We start from the raw sequence: 17557 nt of genomic DNA on the forward strand, positions 1-17557 counted from the left end.
ATACTTATATTGTTTATTTTACTGTATCTCTTTCTAGCACAGGCTTTAAGTATTGTCCTGTATAACTTTCTTTTACTTCTGCAATTTGTTCTGGCGTACCGGTAGCTACAAGCGTACCGCCCCCATCGCCACCTTCTGGACCTAAGTCAATAATATGATCTGCCATTTTAATAACATCTAAATTATGCTCAATAATAACCACAGTATCACCATTTTCTACTAGTTTATTGAGTACTTTTAATAATCGACCAATATCATCAACATGTAAACCAGTCGTTGGTTCATCAAGAATATAGATGGAGCGACCTGTAGAACGTTTATGCAATTCAGATGCGAGTTTAACACGTTGTGCTTCCCCACCAGAAAGTGTTGTTGCTTGTTGTCCGAGTGTAACGTATCCTAGTCCAACATCAACTAATGTTTTCAATTTACGATGAATTTTAGGTACTTTTTCAAAGAAATTAGTCGCTTCTTCAGCTGTCATTGCTAAAATATCTGCAATGTTTTTACCTTTATAAGTGACTTCTAGCGTTTCTCTATTGTATCTAGAACCACCACAAATTTCACACGGTACATACACATCTGGTAAGAAATGCATTTCAATTTTTATAATACCGTCACCTCTACAAGCTTCACAACGACCGCCTTTCACATTAAAGCTAAAACGGCCTTTAGTATATCCTCTTACTTTAGATTCGTTTGTTTGCGCGAAGATATCCCTAATATTATCGAATACGCCTGTATAAGTTGCTGGATTTGATCTCGGTGTTCTTCCAATAGGTGATTGATCAATATCGATTATACGTTCAAGTTCCTCTATTCCTTGAATTTCGTCACAATCACCTGGTTTTACTTTTGATTTATTAATGTGTTTTGCTAATGATTTATACAGCACTTCATTAACTAACGTACTCTTACCTGAACCAGAAACACCTGTAACTACTGTCATTGTTGATAATGGAAAATCTACGTCGATATCTTTTAAGTTATTACTTCTTGCGCCTTTAACACTGACTTTACGATCAGTTATTTCACGGCGTTCCTCAGGTACTTCTATCAGTTTTTTCCCGCTTAAATATTGACCAGTGAGTGATTTTTTCTGATTCATTACTTGTTTAGGTGTACCACTCGCGACAATTTCGCCACCATGTTCACCTGCACCTGGGCCTACATCAACCAAATAATCAGCCTGACGCATTGTATCTTCATCGTGTTCTACAACGATCAAAGTATTACCTAAGTCACGCATTTCTTTTAATGTACTTATAAGTCGATCATTATCTCTTTGGTGAAGTCCGATAGAAGGCTCATCTAACACGTAAAGTACACCTGACAGTCTAGAACCAATTTGTGTAGCAAGACGAATTCGCTGCGCTTCCCCACCTGATAATGATCCTGATGCACGATTGAGTGTTAAATATTCTAAACCAACGTTGTATAAAAATTCTAAACGTGAGTTAATTTCCTTTAATATTTGATCTGCAATTTTTCTATCTTGATCTGACAATTCAATATGTTCATACATATGCAAAGCATCTTTAATTGAATGTTCAACAACTTCACCAATATTCTGACCAGAAACATATACAGATAACGCTTCACGGCTTAAACGTTTACCATTACAAGTTTCACAAGGTAGCTCAGTCATATATTTACTCATCATCTCTCTAACAAGTTCAGATGGTGAGTCATGATAACGACGATTAATATTATTAATCACACCTTCAAATTCCATTGTTCGTTTACGTGTTTGACCATTGCGTTGTTTAAAAGTGAACTCAATTTCTTTACCTTTAGAACCGTTTAAAATGATATCTTGTTGTCTATCTGTTAATTTTTTAAATGGTTTATCCATATTAATTTTATATACTTCACAAACACGATTTAATAATGTTGGATAAAAATCAGAACTTGAAGATTCCCAAGCTATGATTGCACCTTCATTTAAAGTTTTGTTTGTATCAGGAACCACTAAATCTAAATCTACTTTTAATTTCAATCCTAAACCATCACATGTTGGACATGCACCAAAGGGGCTGTTAAAACTGAACATACGAGGTTCTAGTTCACCAATTGAAAAACCACATATCGGACAAGCATGGTTTTCCGAGAATTTTAATTCTTCTCCCCCAATTATATCAACGATTAATGTACCTTCAGCAAGTCTAATCGCAGTTTCTATAGAATCAGCAAGACGTCCTTCAATACCTGCTTTAACCACCAAGCGATCTATTACGACTTCGATAGTATGATTTTTATTTTTATCTAAATTTGGCACTTCGTTTACATCCATAATTTCACCATCAACACGTACACGTACATAGCCTTTTTTGCTAATGTCGTCTATGAGTTTTTCTTGTGCACCTTTTCTATGAGAAACCACAGGAGCCAATAATTGGATTTTAGAACGCTCTTCAAGTTGCATCACTTGGTCTACCATTTGTTGTACAGTTTGCGATTCTATTTCAATACCATGATTGGGGCAAAACGGTTTGCCTATACGTGCGTAGAGCAACCGTATATAGTCATATATTTCAGTTACTGTCGCTACAGTTGATCTTGGATTTTTACTTGTAGTCTTTTGGTCAATTGATATCGCAGGTGATAAACCTTCAATCGTATCAACATCTGGTTTATCCATTTGACCTAAAAATTGTCTTGCATAAGCACTTAATGACTCTACATATCTACGCTGACCCTCAGCATATATTGTATCAAAGGCAAGTGAAGATTTTCCTGATCCAGACAGTCCCGTCATCACGATGAGTTTATCTTTCGGTATTTCAATATCTACACCTTTTAAATTATGGGCACGAGCCCCTTTTACTACAATGGATGGTTGTTTCATATTTGTCACCCTTCTGCTTTTAATTCAAACAACATATCTCTAAGCTCTGTTGCTTTTTCGAAATCTAAATCTTTAGCTGCTTGTTTCATTTCTTTTTCTATATTTGCGATTGTTTTTTCGCGTTCTTTTTTCGTCATTTTCTTAGGTACTTCAGTTTGTTGTTGTTCATTTGTTTCATCATTTTCGACAGTTGCACTAATAACATCATGAATTTTCTTATTAATCGTAGTAGGCGTAATGTTATGTTTTTCGTTATATGCTTTTTGAATTGTACGACGTCGCTCTGTCTCATCAATGGCATAACGCATGGAATCTGTAATCTTGTCACCGTACATAATAACTTCACCGCGACTATTACGTGCTGCACGTCCACTTGTTTGAACAAGTGATCTATGTGAACGTAAGAAACCTTCTTTATCAGCATCAAGAATAACAACAAGAGATACTTCTGGTATATCGATACCCTCTCTTAATAAGTTAATTCCAACAATGACATCATAAGTTCCCATACGTAAATCACGAATAATTTCTATACGCTCCAATGTTTTAATTTCTGAATGTAGGTAATTGACCTTAACGCCAGCTTCTTTTAAATAAGTAGTTAAATCTTCACTCATTTTTTTAGTTAATGTTGTAACTAGCACACGTTCATTACGTTCAATGCGCTCATGGATTTCACTTATTAAATCGTCAATTTGATTTTCCGTTGGTCGTACTTCAATCTCAGGATCTAATAGACCTGTTGGACGAATAATTTGTTGTACCATTTCATCTGTATGTTCTAACTCAAATGGACCAGGTGTAGCAGATACATAAACGAGTTGATTGGTTTTTTCTTCGAATTCTTCAAATTTTAAAGGTCTATTATCCAAAGCGCTCGGCAAACGGAAACCATGATCTACAAGCACTTGTTTACGTGCACGGTCTCCATTATACATACCCCTAATCTGAGGTAATGTCACATGTGATTCATCAACCATTACAAGCCAATCATCGCCAAAATAATCTAATAACGTATATGGCGTTGAACCCATTGGTCTTAGTGTTAAATGCACAGAGTAGTTTTCAATACCAGAACAGAAGCCCATTTCTCGCATCATTTCTAAATCATAATTCGTACGTTGTTCTAGTCGTTGTGCCTCTAATAATTTATTTTCTGAGCGTAATTCTGTTAAGCGTTCTTCTAATTCATTTTCAATTCTTTGTATTGCAGATTTCATTTTCTCTTCACGTGTTACGAAGTGGGATGCCGGAAAAATCACAAAGTGATCACGCTCTCTCAAAACTTCACCCGTTAAATAATTTACTTCACGGATACGATCAATTTCATCACCAAAAAATTCTACACGAATACACATTTCTTCTCTCGAAGCAGGGAAAATTTCAACTACATCTCCCCTTACACGAAATGTACCACGTCTAAAATCAATATCATTTCTCGAATATTGAACGTCTACTAATTTTTTTAAAAGTTCACTTCTGTCCATTTCCATACCAGCACGAACACTGACTACTAAATCTCGATATTCTTCTGGATTACCTAAACCGTATATACAACTGACACTCGCAATAATAATGACATCGTCTCTTTCAAAAAGTGAACTTGTCGCTGAATGTCGTAATTGGTCAATTTCATCATTTATTGAAGCATCTTTTTCAATAAATGTATCAGTTGATGGCACATATGCCTCTGGTTGATAGTAATCATAATAACTAACAAAGTATTCTACTCTATTTTCTGGAAAGAATTCTTTAAACTCACTATATAATTGACCTGCTAATGTCTTATTGTGGGCGATAATGAGTGTGGGTTTGCCTACTTGTTTAATAACATTACTCATCGTAAAGGTTTTACCTGTACCTGTCGCACCGAGTAAGGTTTGATGACGTTTGCCCTCATTAACGCCTTCAACTATTTTCTTTATCGCATCTGGTTGATCACCCTGAGGTGTAAAATCAGATTGTAATTTAAATTGATGATGTTCCATAGTGACACATGCCTCCTATATAATTTCTAACGATACGAACATACCTGATGTGTCTATGTTTAAAATGTATATACCACTGTTGCTGTGTGTCTGCATCAAGTTTGCAGATTCATATTCTCGTTACATATTTTAACAGATTTACAAATGAAAAAACAAACATTTGTTCGCTTTTATCTTACTATATATAAAGAAAAACAAACATAGTTCTGTCACCATGTTTGCCTAAGTTGTATTTGTTTATTCTAAAATAAACTATATTTTTGAAGTCATACAATTATAAAATGCATATTTAACTATAGCAATTAAGTTGCTTAATACTTATTACTCAGTCATCTTCTTTTTTATGAAATTCTAATTGATCGATAATAAGGTAACCAGCCAGCAACGAGGCGACATCTATAAAAATGATCCATTCATTATGAAAAAAACCTTTTTGAACGGATGCACCAATTATAATTAATGTTAAAATCGTTCCTACCCATTTACTTCGTGTTAGCACGCTGAAAAATACCACGAAAATACATGGAAAAAAGGATGCGAGCACATACCAAATCATTCACTTCACCCATTCCTATTATTTAAAATAGCCATTGTTGTTTCACGTAATTCTGATCTTGGGATGAATTTTTCCGTTAACATTTCTGGAATAATATTATCTATAAAATCTTGTACCGAACTTAGATGATCAAATTGCATAATCGTTTCTAAGGACATCTCATATATTTCAAAAAATAGTTGTTCGGGGTTACGCTTTTGTATTTCTCCAAATGTTTCATATAATAAATCTATTTTGTCAGCTACAGAAAGTATCTGACCTTCTAATGAGTCATCTTTACCTTCTTGAAGTCTTTCTCGATATATATCTTGATAGGCTTCTGGAATTTCTTCATTTATAAAATGATCTACCATTTCTTCCTCTACTTGTGAGAAGAGTTTTTTTAATTCGCCACTTGCGTATTTAACTGGTGTTTTAATATCACCCGTAAAAATTTCAGCAAAATCATGGTTTAACGCCTTTTCATATAAACTTTTCCAATCTACTTCATTACCATGGTATTCCTCTACTGTAGCCAAATATTGGGCAATTTTTGTCACCTTAAATGAATGCGCAGCGACATTATGCTCAAAGTATTTAAATTTTCCCGGTAATCTAATTAATTTTTCTAAATCAGACAAGCGTTTAAAATATTGATGTACTCCCATGACATCGCCTCCTAGTTTGTTTAATGAATGATTATACTTAATTTTATAATATCATTCAACAATCAAAATGTCTTATCAATGTAATTGAATTTAACTAATTCAATTTATGGGGTGTCTAGTACATAAACTTATATCTCAGCTTCCGTTGTTATTTTGACAGTAATTGGCTGAGCATATACTACGAAATATTATTAGAAAAATTATATTTCTGTCCCATTACCTTATTAATGACATTATTTAAATACATTGAGCTATAAACATAGAACCACTCCAAAACATGCAGGAGTGGTTCTATGATGTACCATTTATTATACTCAGCAAAACTTACCTCTAATATAATCTCACTATTAAGCACCTTTTCTTTAGCTATTCAGATGATATTGTAGGTATATACCAATTTACGATTTGCTAATGAATATAATTATATTGACCAGTGTTGTGAATCGTTCTATAAGATTTTTGTCCTACACCTTGCCAATTCATTTCTGATACTACAATTGAGCCATCTGGGTTTTTACGTTCTACAACACCTACATGGCCATAGTTACCGGCATTACTTTGGATAATAGCACCCACTTCAGGTGTATGGTTAACTTTGTAGCCACTATTACTAGCTGCTGAAGCCCAATTATTCGCATTACCCCAAAGGTTACCTACTGATTTTCCTAATTGTTGACGGCGATCAAATGCATAATATGTGCATTGTCCCCAGTTATAATAATTACTACCATTTGAAGCGACTTGTGTTGGTTTATATTGACTAGAATACATTTGTTTACTTTCATTTTGATTATTTGCTGCTTCTTTTTCCACGTAATTCCAAGTATGTTGTGTCGTTGGTACAAGGTTATTTGATGTTACTGGAACATCATTACCTTCTCTTGTTTCATTCTGTACTTGTTGTTCGTTAAAAATACTATGAAGCTGGTTATTTAAATGTGCTGATCCCTTTTCAGATACTGCCACTAATTGGCCTGGGTAAATAACTTCACCTAGATTTGGGTTTAACTGATAAATTTGTTCTAAATTAAGTTGATATTTTTCAGCAATATTTAAAACTGTATCTCCTTGTTTTATTTCTACTATATCTTTGTCTGGAAGTACTAATTGTTCTCCTGCTTGTACAGTTACTCTTTCATTCAATTGATTTAATGACTGAATTTCATTTGTTGTTGTGGCAAATGCATGCGCTATATCAGATAATTTAGCATCTTCTTTTACTGTGTGAATTTGGTCTGCTGATGCAATACCATTAAAACCAAAAAACAATGCTGCCGATGTTACAGAAAATGTTAATCCCTTCTTCATTACATGTTCAACCCTTTACTGTCTTAAATTTTAATCAATCATAATATAGCATAAAACATTTCGTCTTTTGCGATTGTTATTATACTGTAATGTAATAGACAATTGATACTTAATATGGGTCAATTCAATTAGCTTAAATGTCACTTAAAACATTGATATTACAACCTTCCAGAAGCTATATACATACATCATTCAAATCTAACGTGTAATATTTAAAATTGCATTTTACATGCTTTTATTTATTCTTTTAAAAAAATTCTCGTCACTAGTATAAATACTAATGACGAGATTTCTAATTTTCATTTGCTTAACTTTCTGAATGATCCATTTGACTACGTAAGTATGCTTCTATAAATGGACTTATATCTCCGTCCATAACTGCATCTACCTTACCTGATTCTTCATTTGTTCTATGATCTTTAACCATTGCATAAGGATGAAAAACATAAGATCTTATTTGACTTCCCCAGCCAATTTCTTTTTGCTCGCCACGAATTTCTGCCATTTCTTGCTCTTGTTCTTCAATTTTTAATTGATATAACTTGGCTTTCAATGTTTTCATTGCAGCTTCTCTGTTCTTAATTTGAGAGCGCTCATTTTGGTTGTTTACTACAATGCCTGTAGGTTGATGGGTAATTCTAATTGCTGATTCTGTTTTATTAATATGTTGACCACCTGCACCAGATGCTCTAAATGTATCAACATTAATATCATCTGGATTGATATCGATTTCAATTTCTGTATTATTGAATTGCGGTATAACATCACAGGAAGCGAATGACGTATGTCTACGTCCTGACGAATCAAACGGTGAAATACGGACAAGTCGATGCACGCCTTTTTCAGCTTTCAAATAACCGTAGGCATTATGACCTTTAACAATTAGTGTAACACTTTTAACGCCCGCTTCATCACCAGGTAGGTAATCTGCAATCTCAACTTTAAACCCTTTCTGTTCACAATACCGTTGATACATTCTTAAAAGCATATTTGTCCAATCTTGCGATTCTGTGCCGCCTGCGCCAGGATGTAGTTCCATAATGGCATCGTTCGCATCATATGGACCATCAAGTAATAATTGTAGTTCAAACTTATCTAAGTTTGCTTTAAAATCTAATACGTTCTGTTCCAAATCTGACTTCATATCATCATCGTCATCGTCTAATAATAGTTCTCTTGTTGTTTCCATGTCTTCTATTTCAGATTCTAATCCTCGATATGCATTTACAATCGTTTTTAAAGCATTATTCTTATCAATAATTTCCTGTGCTTTATCTTGATCATCCCAAAAAGTAGGATCAGCCATCATTTCTTCGTATTCTTGAATATTTGTCTCTTTTTCTTCTAAGTCAAAGAGACCCCCTAAGTTGCTCTAATTTTTCATTATAATAATCTATATTACGTTTAATTTCTGATAGTTCCATCACTGCATCTCTCCTGTTATCGTACGATTGAAATACTACTATTAATTTATGTCATTTTATTCAATATATCTATTCTACAAAAGTTTGAAGTTTAATTACAACTCTGCCGCTATTTTTATTTATCAAAACAAGTTAATTTTAATTTTGATAAATAAAAACCGGAAGTTGATATATACTTTATCAAGGCTTCCGGTTTTATTTAAAATCATTTTCAAATTATGCACCATGGCAGTTTTTATATTTTTTTCCACTACCACAAGGGCAAGGATCGTTTCTACCGATATGTTCATCTTTAACATAAGGCGATGCTTTAGCCTTTTCTTTACCATCTTCTGCAGATACGTGTTCAGCTTTACCGAAATCTGTTGCTTTATCACGTTCTAAGTCATCTTCAACTGTAACTACTGATTTCAAGATATATTTGCTGACATCTTCTTCGATGTTTTGCATCATTGTATCGAAAAGTTGGTGTCCTTCGTTTTGATAATCACGTAATGGATTTTGTTGACCATAAGAACGCAAGTGGATACCTTGACGTAATTGATCCATTGTATCTATATGGTCTGTCCAATGTAAATCGATTGAACGAAGTAAAATCATACGCTCGAATTCATCAAATTGCGTACCAATTTTCTCTTTTTGATCTTTTAAAGCGACTTCAACTTTCGACCAAACAATATCAATGATATCCTCTTGATCCTTACCTTTGATATCTTCTAGTTTTAAGTCGCCTTCATTTAAGAATACATCATCAATATAGTTGATAAATGGCTCGTAATCTAGATCTTCTTCATCTTCATTTATATAATAATGAACGCTTCTATCTAATGTGGAATGGAGCATTTCATTTACTAAATCTCCGCTTTCATCATTATCAATAATACGGTTACGTTCACCATAGATAATATCACGTTGTTTACGTAATACATCGTCATATTCAAGTACACGTTTACGCGCATCAAAGTTATTACCTTCTACACGTTTTTGAGCAGATTCAACGGCACGTGACACCATTTTAGATTCTATCGGTGTAGAATCATCCATACCTAAACGATTCATCATACTTTGTAAACGTTCCGAACCAAAACGTACCATTAAATCATCCTGTAGTGATAAGTAGAAACGACTGTCCCCTTTATCACCTTGTCGTCCAGCACGACCACGTAATTGGTCATCAATACGACGAGATTCATGTCGCTCTGTACCGATTACTGCAAGGCCGCCAATTTCTTCAACACCTGCGCCAAGTTTAATATCTGTACCTCTACCTGCCATGTTCGTAGCGATAGTAACCGCTCCACGTTGACCTGCATTAGCAACTATATCTGCTTCACGTTCATGATTTTTAGCGTTTAAAATGTCATGACGTACGCCATGTTTTTTCAATAAATTAGAAATATATTCACTGGTTTCAACTGCAACTGTACCCAATAGTACAGGTTGTCCTAGTTTATGTTTTTCAATAACATCATCAACAACTGCATCAAATTTACCTTTTTGACTAATGTATATTAAGTCTGGTTTGTCCACACGTTGTATCGGTTTGTTAGTAGGAATTTGAGTTACAGTCATATTATAAATGTTTCTGAACTCTTCTTCTTCAGTTTTAGCTGTTCCTGTCATACCAGAAAGTTTGTTGTACATTCTGAAATAGTTTTGGAATGTAATAGAGGCCATTGTTTTAGATTCGTTTTGAATCTTCACGCCTTCTTTCGCTTCTATGGCTTGGTGTAAGCCTTCTGAAAAGCGACGTCCTGGCATTGTACGACCAGTAAATTGGTCAACAATTAAGACTTCACCATTATTCACCATGTAATCCACATCTCTTTGCAATGTTACATGTGCACGTAACGCAGTATTAATATGGCTAATAATATCCACATTATTCACATCATATAGATTATCAATCTTAAACATGCGTTCTGCTTTATCAATACCTTGCTCTGTTAATTGAACAGCTTTTGTTTTCTCATCGTAGTTATAGTCGTCTTCATTTTTAAGCATTTTAGCAAAGACATTTGCTTGTGTATAAAGCGAAGTCGATTTCTCAGCTTCACCTGAAATGATCAGTGGCGTACGTGCTTCATCAATTAAAATTGAGTCAACTTCATCAATGATAGCAAAGTTTAAAGGTCTCATAACACGTTCTTCTGCATAGTTCACCATATTATCACGTAAATAATCGAATCCTAACTCATTATTCGTACTATACGTAATATCACTTGCGTATGCTTCTCGCTTCTCAGTTGTTGTCATACTGTTGATGTTTAATCCTACAGATAACCCAAGAAATTCATATAATTCTGCCATTTCTTCGCTTTGCGTACTAGATAAATATTCGTTTACTGTAATAACATGCACACCACGGCCTAACAATGCGTTTAAATAAACTGGCATTGTTGCAGTTAACGTTTTACCTTCACCTGTTCTCATCTCAGAAATGTCGCCACCATGAATTGCAATACCACCCATAACCTGAACTTTATATGGAATCATATTGAACACACGTTTTGAACCTTCTCTTACGAGCGCAAAGGCTTCCGGTAAAATATCATCGAGCATTTTAAATTGTTTTTTTATATCTTCTTCTGCTTGTAATTGTTTTTGAAATACTTTTGTTTTCTCCCTAATTTCTTCATCAGTTAATATCGACGTATCCTCTTCTAACGCAAGGACTTTGTCGGCTAATTTACCAAGGCGTTTTATTTCTTTTTTATTGCCATCTGCAATCTTTGATAAAAAACCCATTTTGTTCGCTCCTTTAGCTTTTTAACTCTTTGCTTACAACAATTTATGATATCATTTATAAGCTTAAATTTACACTTATTAACTTTCCATTTAAACAGTTTTCTCGCTTGTTAATGCTATTTTTTATTTATTAATAGTTTTCTTTTTTTATTTTATCTCTTATCCAATAAAAATATACACAAGATCTTACCTAACTTTCAAATTATTTCATAGTAACACAACAAAAAATGAGCGTCCATGATTTAACTCAATCATGAACGCTACGGTTAGTTTAATATTGGACTTAATTAAAACAAATTATTCAGTTGTTTCAATCAAACCATATTTTCCATCTCTTCTTTTATAAACAATACTCGTACCATCAGTTTCACGATCTGTGAAAATAAAGAAATCATGTCCTAATAAATCCATTTGTAATACTGCTTCTTCTGAATCCATAGGTTTCAAACTGAAATTTTTTGAACGAATAATTTCGATATCACTTTCATTGTCATCATTTTGAATTTCTTCTGCTTCACTTTCTTGTGGTAATGATGCAAATGCTTCTTGTTCTCCACGATTTCGATTTTTACGATTTACACGCGTTTTGTATTTTCTAACTTGTCTTTCAAGTTTACCGTTAATTAAATCAATACCAGCGTATAAATCATCGTGGCGTTCTTCAGCTCTTAAAGTAACGTTTTTCAATGGAATAGTTACTTCGATTTTTGCTGCCGAATTTTGATACGTTTTTACTTTAACATGTGCGATTGCATTTGGCACATCGTTAAAATATCTTTCTAATTTACCAATTTTCTCCTCAATATAGTTGCGAATCGCATCAGTAATAGTGAGGTTCTCCCCGTGAATTTCAAATCTGATCATAATAATCGACTCCTTTAAAACCTCTATATTGGTAATATTGCTTATTATTATAATACCACGTTTCTCCTACCGTGCAAACGTAAACACATCGAATTTTCTGATTCTTCTAACAAAAAGCAACTCTGCGGCATTATGAACTGTTAATCCTGTAGTATAAATGTCATCTACAAGTAAAATATTTTTATTTTCTAAATCTATATTTTTTACGATTTCAAATGGATTTTTTGATTGCGCGCGTAATTGTTTTCCTAAAAGTGATTGCTTTGGACGGACTCGCGTATATAGTAAAGGCTCATAATCCACACCCATTTCATCTAACACGGCCAGCACGGGATTAAACGTTCGCTCCTTATCTCTAACTAACGGTGACGGTATAGGTACAATGTAATCATATGATATTTTAGGGAACTGAAGCTGTGTTGCTAATATTTCACAGATTGCGACATCTTTCTTGAATTTATATTGATGAATAAGCGTCTTCAACATACCTTTATATTGGTATTGGCAATATAACTGATTCATTAAGTTATATTTTGTTGCTAAAAATAAACAGTCTAAGCAATTCTTCTCATTTTCGTCTAATTTCTTTAAACATCTGACACAGCGATTGAGGGGTTTAATATTGATATCATCCCATTGTTCTATGCATGATTCACATAATTTAGATGCTTTTTTATAAAATGTAAAAGCATTAAACGCTTCAGAAAAAGTATGATGACATTGGATACATCTAGCCATCTAACCATCCCCTATTATGCGCCAATGCGTTCATTTTCTTAATGTCTTTTCGTGCTTTAAGCATGTCCATCGTAATTCCCTCATGTAAATATAATACTAATCCTGATGGTGACTCTAATTTACGCCCCACTCTTCCAGCAATTTGAACAAGTGCACTACTTTCAAACATATGACTATTGAGCACGATAACGTCTAAATTTGCCATAGTAAATCCTCTTTCTAAAATTGTAGTGGTAAACATAACTTTATATTCACCTTTTCTTAAAGCGCTCACTTTTTCAAAACGAAGTACATCCTCACTATGCACATAGGTCAATGAAGTTATTTCTGTTTTATAATAATGATACATTTGTTTCATATGCTGTATGTCATTAAAAAACACGAGCGTATATCTATCTGCTTCAATTTGTTGTTTCAATAGTTTCATTAGAAAGCGTTGTATTTTATGAAATTTTATTTTGTGATATTTAAACTGAGGAACTGGCAAAGGTTGCCTATGAAAACGGGCGGGTAGTGTTATTATAGACCCTTCTTTCATTTTTCTAAGTAATTTAGTTGGCGGCGTTGCAGTCATATAAATGTGGACATGATGTTCTTTTGAAGCATGTGTTATGACATCAAAGAGTATTGGATCCATTGATAATGGAAATGCATCAACTTCATCTACAATAATCAAGTCAAAATGATGTTTAAATCGATATAATTGATGCACCGTAGCAATCACAAAGTGTCCATTATGACATTGTCTCTGACCTTGATAGAGTACATCTATTGCTTCATCTCGAAAAGCTGCTTTAATACGCAAACTCACTTCTATAACAACATCAACTCTGGGCGATACAACCGCAACATTATAGCCTGCTCTTCTCGCAAAGCTAATACCTTCAAAAATCATTTCTGTCTTACCTGCGCCTGTCACAGCATATAATAAAATAGACGTTAAATTTTTAACCGCTTCTAAAATTTTAATTGAAGCAAAACGTTGTTGTTCTGACAATTCAAATGGTAAATGATATATTCCTTGGGACATATTTACATTTGTTTCAGTAATATATACTTCGTTAATATTATCCATTCTGCCCAAATTGATACAATTTCTACAATACACAACTTCTTTATCTAATAATGTTGAAAAGTATTTGTAAAAATGACGTTTCTCTTGTGTATGACACTGTATACAATACCAACATCCTTTTTTGTTTATCACACCAGGGGAAATATGTCTGATTTTCTCATCTGATAACATATTTTTTTCGATGATTAATTTTCCATAATGTTTTATTTCAAATAACCTCCAATAAAAAAAGACATGCATACCATTCTTGGCACAACATGTCTTTAAACGAGTTAATATTTATGTTAAACGTATGTTTCTCCCTGTAAATCCTAGTCCCATACCACCAGAACCTAAGTGCGCTGCAATAACAGGTCCTAACTTAGATCGGTGAAGATTATATTGTGGATATTTTTCGTGTAATTCCTTTTCCATCCAATCTGCATCTTCTGGTTTATCTCCCTCAATAATATATAATGTTACTTCATCATAATTTTTCACTTGAGCGGTAACTTTATTAATTATTTCATTGAGTGCACGTTTTTTAGTACGAACTTTTGCTTCTGGTACAATTTTGCCGTCATCAAATGTTAAAACAGGTTTCATTTTTAACATTGTACCTACCCATGCTTGCGCTCCGGTGATACGACCACTTTTCTGTAGATTTTTCAAATCATCTACCATTAAGATTGCACCAGTCACTTCACGCATAGCTTCAAGCTCTTTAATAATATCTTGGGGCTCATATCCTTGTTCTATCATTTCAACTGCAAGTAGTACATAACCACCTTCTATCATCGCAGCTAATTTTGAATCAAATGTATGCACATTGATTCCTTCCACCATTTTTCCTGCTTGCGTAGCTGTTTGATAGCTGCCACTAATTCCAGATGATATAAAAACAGATATGACATCTGTATAACCTTCATCTCGGAGTTCTTTAAAATGTTTTATAAACTCTCCAATGGCAGGTTGACTCGTCGTAGGAATTGTATTTGAAGTTTCCATTCTTTTATAAAATGCTTCCGTTGATATTGTTGCATTTTCCACAAAGTTTTCACCGTTATCGAAAGTTACGCTTAGCGGCGCAATTCTTATGTTATATTTTTCTATTAGTGTTTGAGATAGATAGCTCGTTGAATCTGTCAAGACAGCAATCTTCATCTTAATCCTCCTCAATTATACTCACAACTATGATACCCTATTTTAAGTAAAAAGAAAATTTATTTTTGTATTTAATCTATAATACAATACAGTGTATAATATGTGTAATTAATGAATTTTTAAAACATACATAAATGACTGTCTGACTATACAAAGATGAGGTGACGATAAATGGATGATGCAATAATCACAGTTAAACAAAAACATACAATTGAAAATATAATCAGTAAATCACGTTTTATAGCGCACATTAAACCTGTTGAATCTGAAGATGCAGCTAAAGCTTTTATCGACGCAGTGAAATCTGAACACCGAGAAGCAACTCATAATTGTTCAGCATATACAATTGGAGACCAAATGAATATCCAAAAAGCAAACGACGATGGCGAACCGAGTGGCACAGCGGGAGTTCCTATGCTCGATATTTTAAAGAAATTAGAGATACATAATGCTGCCGTGGTTGTTACACGCTACTTTGGTGGTATTAAATTAGGCGGTGGCGGATTAATACGTGCGTATAGTGGTGCAGTACGAGATGTAATTTATGATATTGGTAGAGTTGCTATGCGTCCTGCTATACCTACAACGGTTACCATTGCTTATGATTTAACGGGTAAGTTTGAATATGAACTCGCGAGCACACCTTACTTATTACGCGAAACAAATTATACCGATAAAGTAAGTTATCACATTGATGTTGTTAAAACAGACTACGATCAATTTATAGATTTTTTAAATCGTAATACTTCAGGGAATTACGATTTAATAGAAAATGAAGTGGTACGCTTACCTTTCGATATTCCTACTTCCTAATCTTAAAATCCAAATTCTACGTATGTGAGTATAAAATAAAGAGGCCTCCGTCTTGGAAGCCTCTTTATTAATGATGTTCATCGTCTTTGTTCTGTTGTTTGTTTTCAATTAATTTCATTAAAGGTCTGTAATCATCATCAATGAGACCAGTAAATTCTACAATAAGCTCAATTGTAACTAAAATAAGAATGAGCATCATGAGTACACCCCATGGTTGAGATAAATATAATATAATACTAGCAAGACTAAATAGTAATGCTATAGAATATATAAGTACTACGGTCTGGCGATGTGAATAACCTAATTCTAATAATTTATGATGTAAATGCGATTTATCTGCCTGCATAATATGCTGACCTTTCTTCACTCGACGTATCATCGCAAACAACGTATCAATAAACGGCACTGCTAAGATAACAATCGGGAAGAATAGTGAAATGAAAGTTATATTCTTAAATCCGAGTAATGATAGGAATCCTACAATAAATCCTACAAGTAATGCACCACTATCACCTAAAAATATTTTAGCTGGATGGAAATTGAAGAATAAGAATCCTAAAAGCGCACCTATTAAGACACTACAAATCATCATAATAAAAATATTTGCTTGTAATATTGCTATAAAGCCAATTGTCATCAAGGCAATCATCGATACACCAGACGCTAATCCATCTAATCCATCGATCAAGTTAATTGCATTAGTGATGGCTACAATCCAAATCACTGTGATAGGGATCCCAAATACGCCAAAATGTATCGTAGGCCCAATTGGTAAGGAGATAAAATCAATCGTCACTCCATAATAGACAACGACGAGTGCTGCAATTACTTGGCCAATTAATTTTATAACTGGTTTCAAATCATAGATATCATCTACAAGTCCCACCAAATAGATTAATACTGATCCAATAACAAGCGGTTTAACTTCGGTTTCTATCGGATGTCCTAGCCATATCCCTAATAGAAACGCAAAAAGTATTACAGTTCCGCCTAATACAGAAACGGGTTTTGTATGTACTTTTCTAAAATTTGGCTTATCTACAATGCCTAGTTTATGAGAAACCTTTATAATTATTGGTGTTAGTATTAAACTGACAATCATTGAAAAAATGATTAATAATAATGTATACATCAGTTCACCTTCATTAATATAATTCTTGATTATTTTGAATTTCAAAGTCGTTACATTGAAAATAATTTTAACTTTAAACTGCAAATTTATATTATCTATAAAATGGTCTGTGATGTTGATGCAACTCTAATAAATTGCACACCTACCATATCTAAATATTTATGCACTTAATACTATAATACCTCATACGCTTTTACTTATACAAATAGTAATGAGATAATTAATATTCTATAAACGAATTCGTTTTGATTTTTAATTATAAACTAAGTGATT

At 33.6% G+C, this 17557-nt stretch carries 13 protein-coding genes; 1 reads left to right on the forward strand and 12 read right to left on the reverse strand.

Annotation, left to right across the window (positions count from 1 at the left end; translation table 11 throughout):
* Nucleotides 1-13: 13 nt before the first annotated feature.
* The 11 genes from uvrA to fakB1 form a co-directional block, all read right to left on the reverse strand.
* Complete coding sequence (gene uvrA / locus MHB47_RS10255; RefSeq protein WP_340756524.1) at nucleotides 14-2848, reverse strand: excinuclease ABC subunit UvrA; 2835 nt, start codon at nucleotides 2846-2848, stop codon at nucleotides 14-16.
* Between the two features lie 5 nt (nucleotides 2849-2853).
* Nucleotides 2854-4836: an excinuclease ABC subunit UvrB gene (gene uvrB, locus MHB47_RS10260; protein ID WP_002512104.1), complete on the reverse strand. Its 1983-nt coding sequence runs from the start codon at nucleotides 4834-4836 to the stop codon at nucleotides 2854-2856.
* A gap of 325 nt (nucleotides 4837-5161) precedes the next feature.
* Nucleotides 5162-5392: a CsbA family protein gene (locus MHB47_RS10265; protein ID WP_002508273.1), complete on the reverse strand. Its 231-nt coding sequence runs from the start codon at nucleotides 5390-5392 to the stop codon at nucleotides 5162-5164.
* Nucleotides 5393-5397: 5 nt separating this feature from the next.
* Nucleotides 5398-6039, reverse strand: a complete 642-nt coding sequence (locus tag MHB47_RS10270) for a YfbR-like 5'-deoxynucleotidase (RefSeq protein ID WP_002508274.1) — start codon at nucleotides 6037-6039, stop codon at nucleotides 5398-5400.
* Nucleotides 6040-6447: 408 nt separating this feature from the next.
* Nucleotides 6448-7347, reverse strand: coding sequence for a COG3942 and LysM peptidoglycan-binding domain-containing protein (locus MHB47_RS10275; RefSeq protein WP_069819109.1), 900 nt, complete (start codon nucleotides 7345-7347; stop codon nucleotides 6448-6450).
* A 307-nt stretch (nucleotides 7348-7654) separates the two neighbouring features.
* A protein-coding gene (gene prfB, locus MHB47_RS10280) for a peptide chain release factor 2 (RefSeq protein WP_103170440.1) occupies nucleotides 7655-8771 on the reverse strand; the annotation gives its coding sequence in 2 pieces (ribosomal slippage) (nucleotides 7655-8698 and nucleotides 8700-8771; 1116 coding nt in all).
* 216 nt (nucleotides 8772-8987) lie between these two features.
* Nucleotides 8988-11519, reverse strand: a complete 2532-nt coding sequence (secA, locus tag MHB47_RS10285) for a preprotein translocase subunit SecA (protein WP_002508277.1) — start codon at nucleotides 11517-11519, stop codon at nucleotides 8988-8990.
* 297 nt (nucleotides 11520-11816) lie between these two features.
* The gene (gene hpf / locus MHB47_RS10290) at nucleotides 11817-12383 is read right to left on the reverse strand and encodes a ribosome hibernation-promoting factor, HPF/YfiA family (RefSeq protein WP_002508278.1); all 567 of its coding nucleotides are present in this window, start codon (nucleotides 12381-12383) and stop codon (nucleotides 11817-11819) included.
* Between the two features lie 66 nt (nucleotides 12384-12449).
* Nucleotides 12450-13121, reverse strand: coding sequence for a ComF family protein (locus MHB47_RS10295; RefSeq protein ID WP_340756529.1), 672 nt, complete (start codon nucleotides 13119-13121; stop codon nucleotides 12450-12452).
* Nucleotides 13114-14436 (reverse strand): DEAD/DEAH box helicase family protein, encoded by a 1323-nt coding sequence (locus MHB47_RS10300; RefSeq protein ID WP_340756531.1) that lies wholly within the window; start codon nucleotides 14434-14436, stop codon nucleotides 13114-13116. The genes MHB47_RS10295 and MHB47_RS10300 overlap by 8 nt, the downstream gene beginning before the upstream one ends.
* Nucleotides 14437-14475: 39 nt before the next feature.
* Entirely contained in the window at nucleotides 14476-15339 is an 864-nt protein-coding gene (fakB1, locus tag MHB47_RS10305) for a fatty acid kinase binding subunit FakB1 (RefSeq protein WP_340756533.1), read from the reverse strand.
* A 171-nt stretch (nucleotides 15340-15510) separates the two neighbouring features.
* Between fakB1 and MHB47_RS10310 the strand changes: the two genes are divergently transcribed.
* Nucleotides 15511-16152 (forward strand): YigZ family protein, encoded by a 642-nt coding sequence (locus MHB47_RS10310; protein ID WP_340756534.1) that lies wholly within the window; start codon nucleotides 15511-15513, stop codon nucleotides 16150-16152.
* 67 nt (nucleotides 16153-16219) lie between these two features.
* Here MHB47_RS10310 and MHB47_RS10315 read toward each other — a convergent pair whose 3' ends face one another.
* Nucleotides 16220-17284, reverse strand: coding sequence for a glycosyltransferase family 4 protein (locus MHB47_RS10315; RefSeq protein ID WP_002508283.1), 1065 nt, complete (start codon nucleotides 17282-17284; stop codon nucleotides 16220-16222).
* Nucleotides 17285-17557: the final 273 nt, after the last annotated feature.

This window comes from Staphylococcus sp. FSL K6-3157 (assembly GCF_038005145.1).
Taxonomy (GTDB): Bacteria; Bacillota; Bacilli; order Staphylococcales; family Staphylococcaceae; genus Staphylococcus; species Staphylococcus equorum.

Coding starts and splice junctions, on each gene's coding strand:
- fakB1 (WP_340756533.1), bottom strand. CDS start 15,339: ATGAAGATTGCTGTCTTGACAGATTCAACGAGCTATCTATCTCAAACA.
- MHB47_RS10310 (WP_340756534.1), top strand. CDS start 15,511: ATGGATGATGCAATAATCACAGTTAAACAAAAACATACAATTGAAAAT.
- MHB47_RS10270 (WP_002508274.1), bottom strand. CDS start 6,039: ATGGGAGTACATCAATATTTTAAACGCTTGTCTGATTTAGAAAAATTA.
- MHB47_RS10315 (WP_002508283.1), bottom strand. CDS start 17,284: ATGTATACATTATTATTAATCATTTTTTCAATGATTGTCAGTTTAATA.
- secA (WP_002508277.1), bottom strand. CDS start 11,519: ATGGGTTTTTTATCAAAGATTGCAGATGGCAATAAAAAAGAAATAAAA.
- hpf (WP_002508278.1), bottom strand. CDS start 12,383: ATGATCAGATTTGAAATTCACGGGGAGAACCTCACTATTACTGATGCG.
- MHB47_RS10300 (WP_340756531.1), bottom strand. CDS start 14,436: ATGCATGTCTTTTTTTATTGGAGGTTATTTGAAATAAAACATTATGGA.
- uvrB (WP_002512104.1), bottom strand. CDS start 4,836: ATGGAACATCATCAATTTAAATTACAATCTGATTTTACACCTCAGGGT.
- MHB47_RS10265 (WP_002508273.1), bottom strand. CDS start 5,392: ATGATTTGGTATGTGCTCGCATCCTTTTTTCCATGTATTTTCGTGGTA.
- MHB47_RS10295 (WP_340756529.1), bottom strand. CDS start 13,121: ATGGCTAGATGTATCCAATGTCATCATACTTTTTCTGAAGCGTTTAAT.
- uvrA (WP_340756524.1), bottom strand. CDS start 2,848: ATGAAACAACCATCCATTGTAGTAAAAGGGGCTCGTGCCCATAATTTA.
- MHB47_RS10275 (WP_069819109.1), bottom strand. CDS start 7,347: ATGAAGAAGGGATTAACATTTTCTGTAACATCGGCAGCATTGTTTTTT.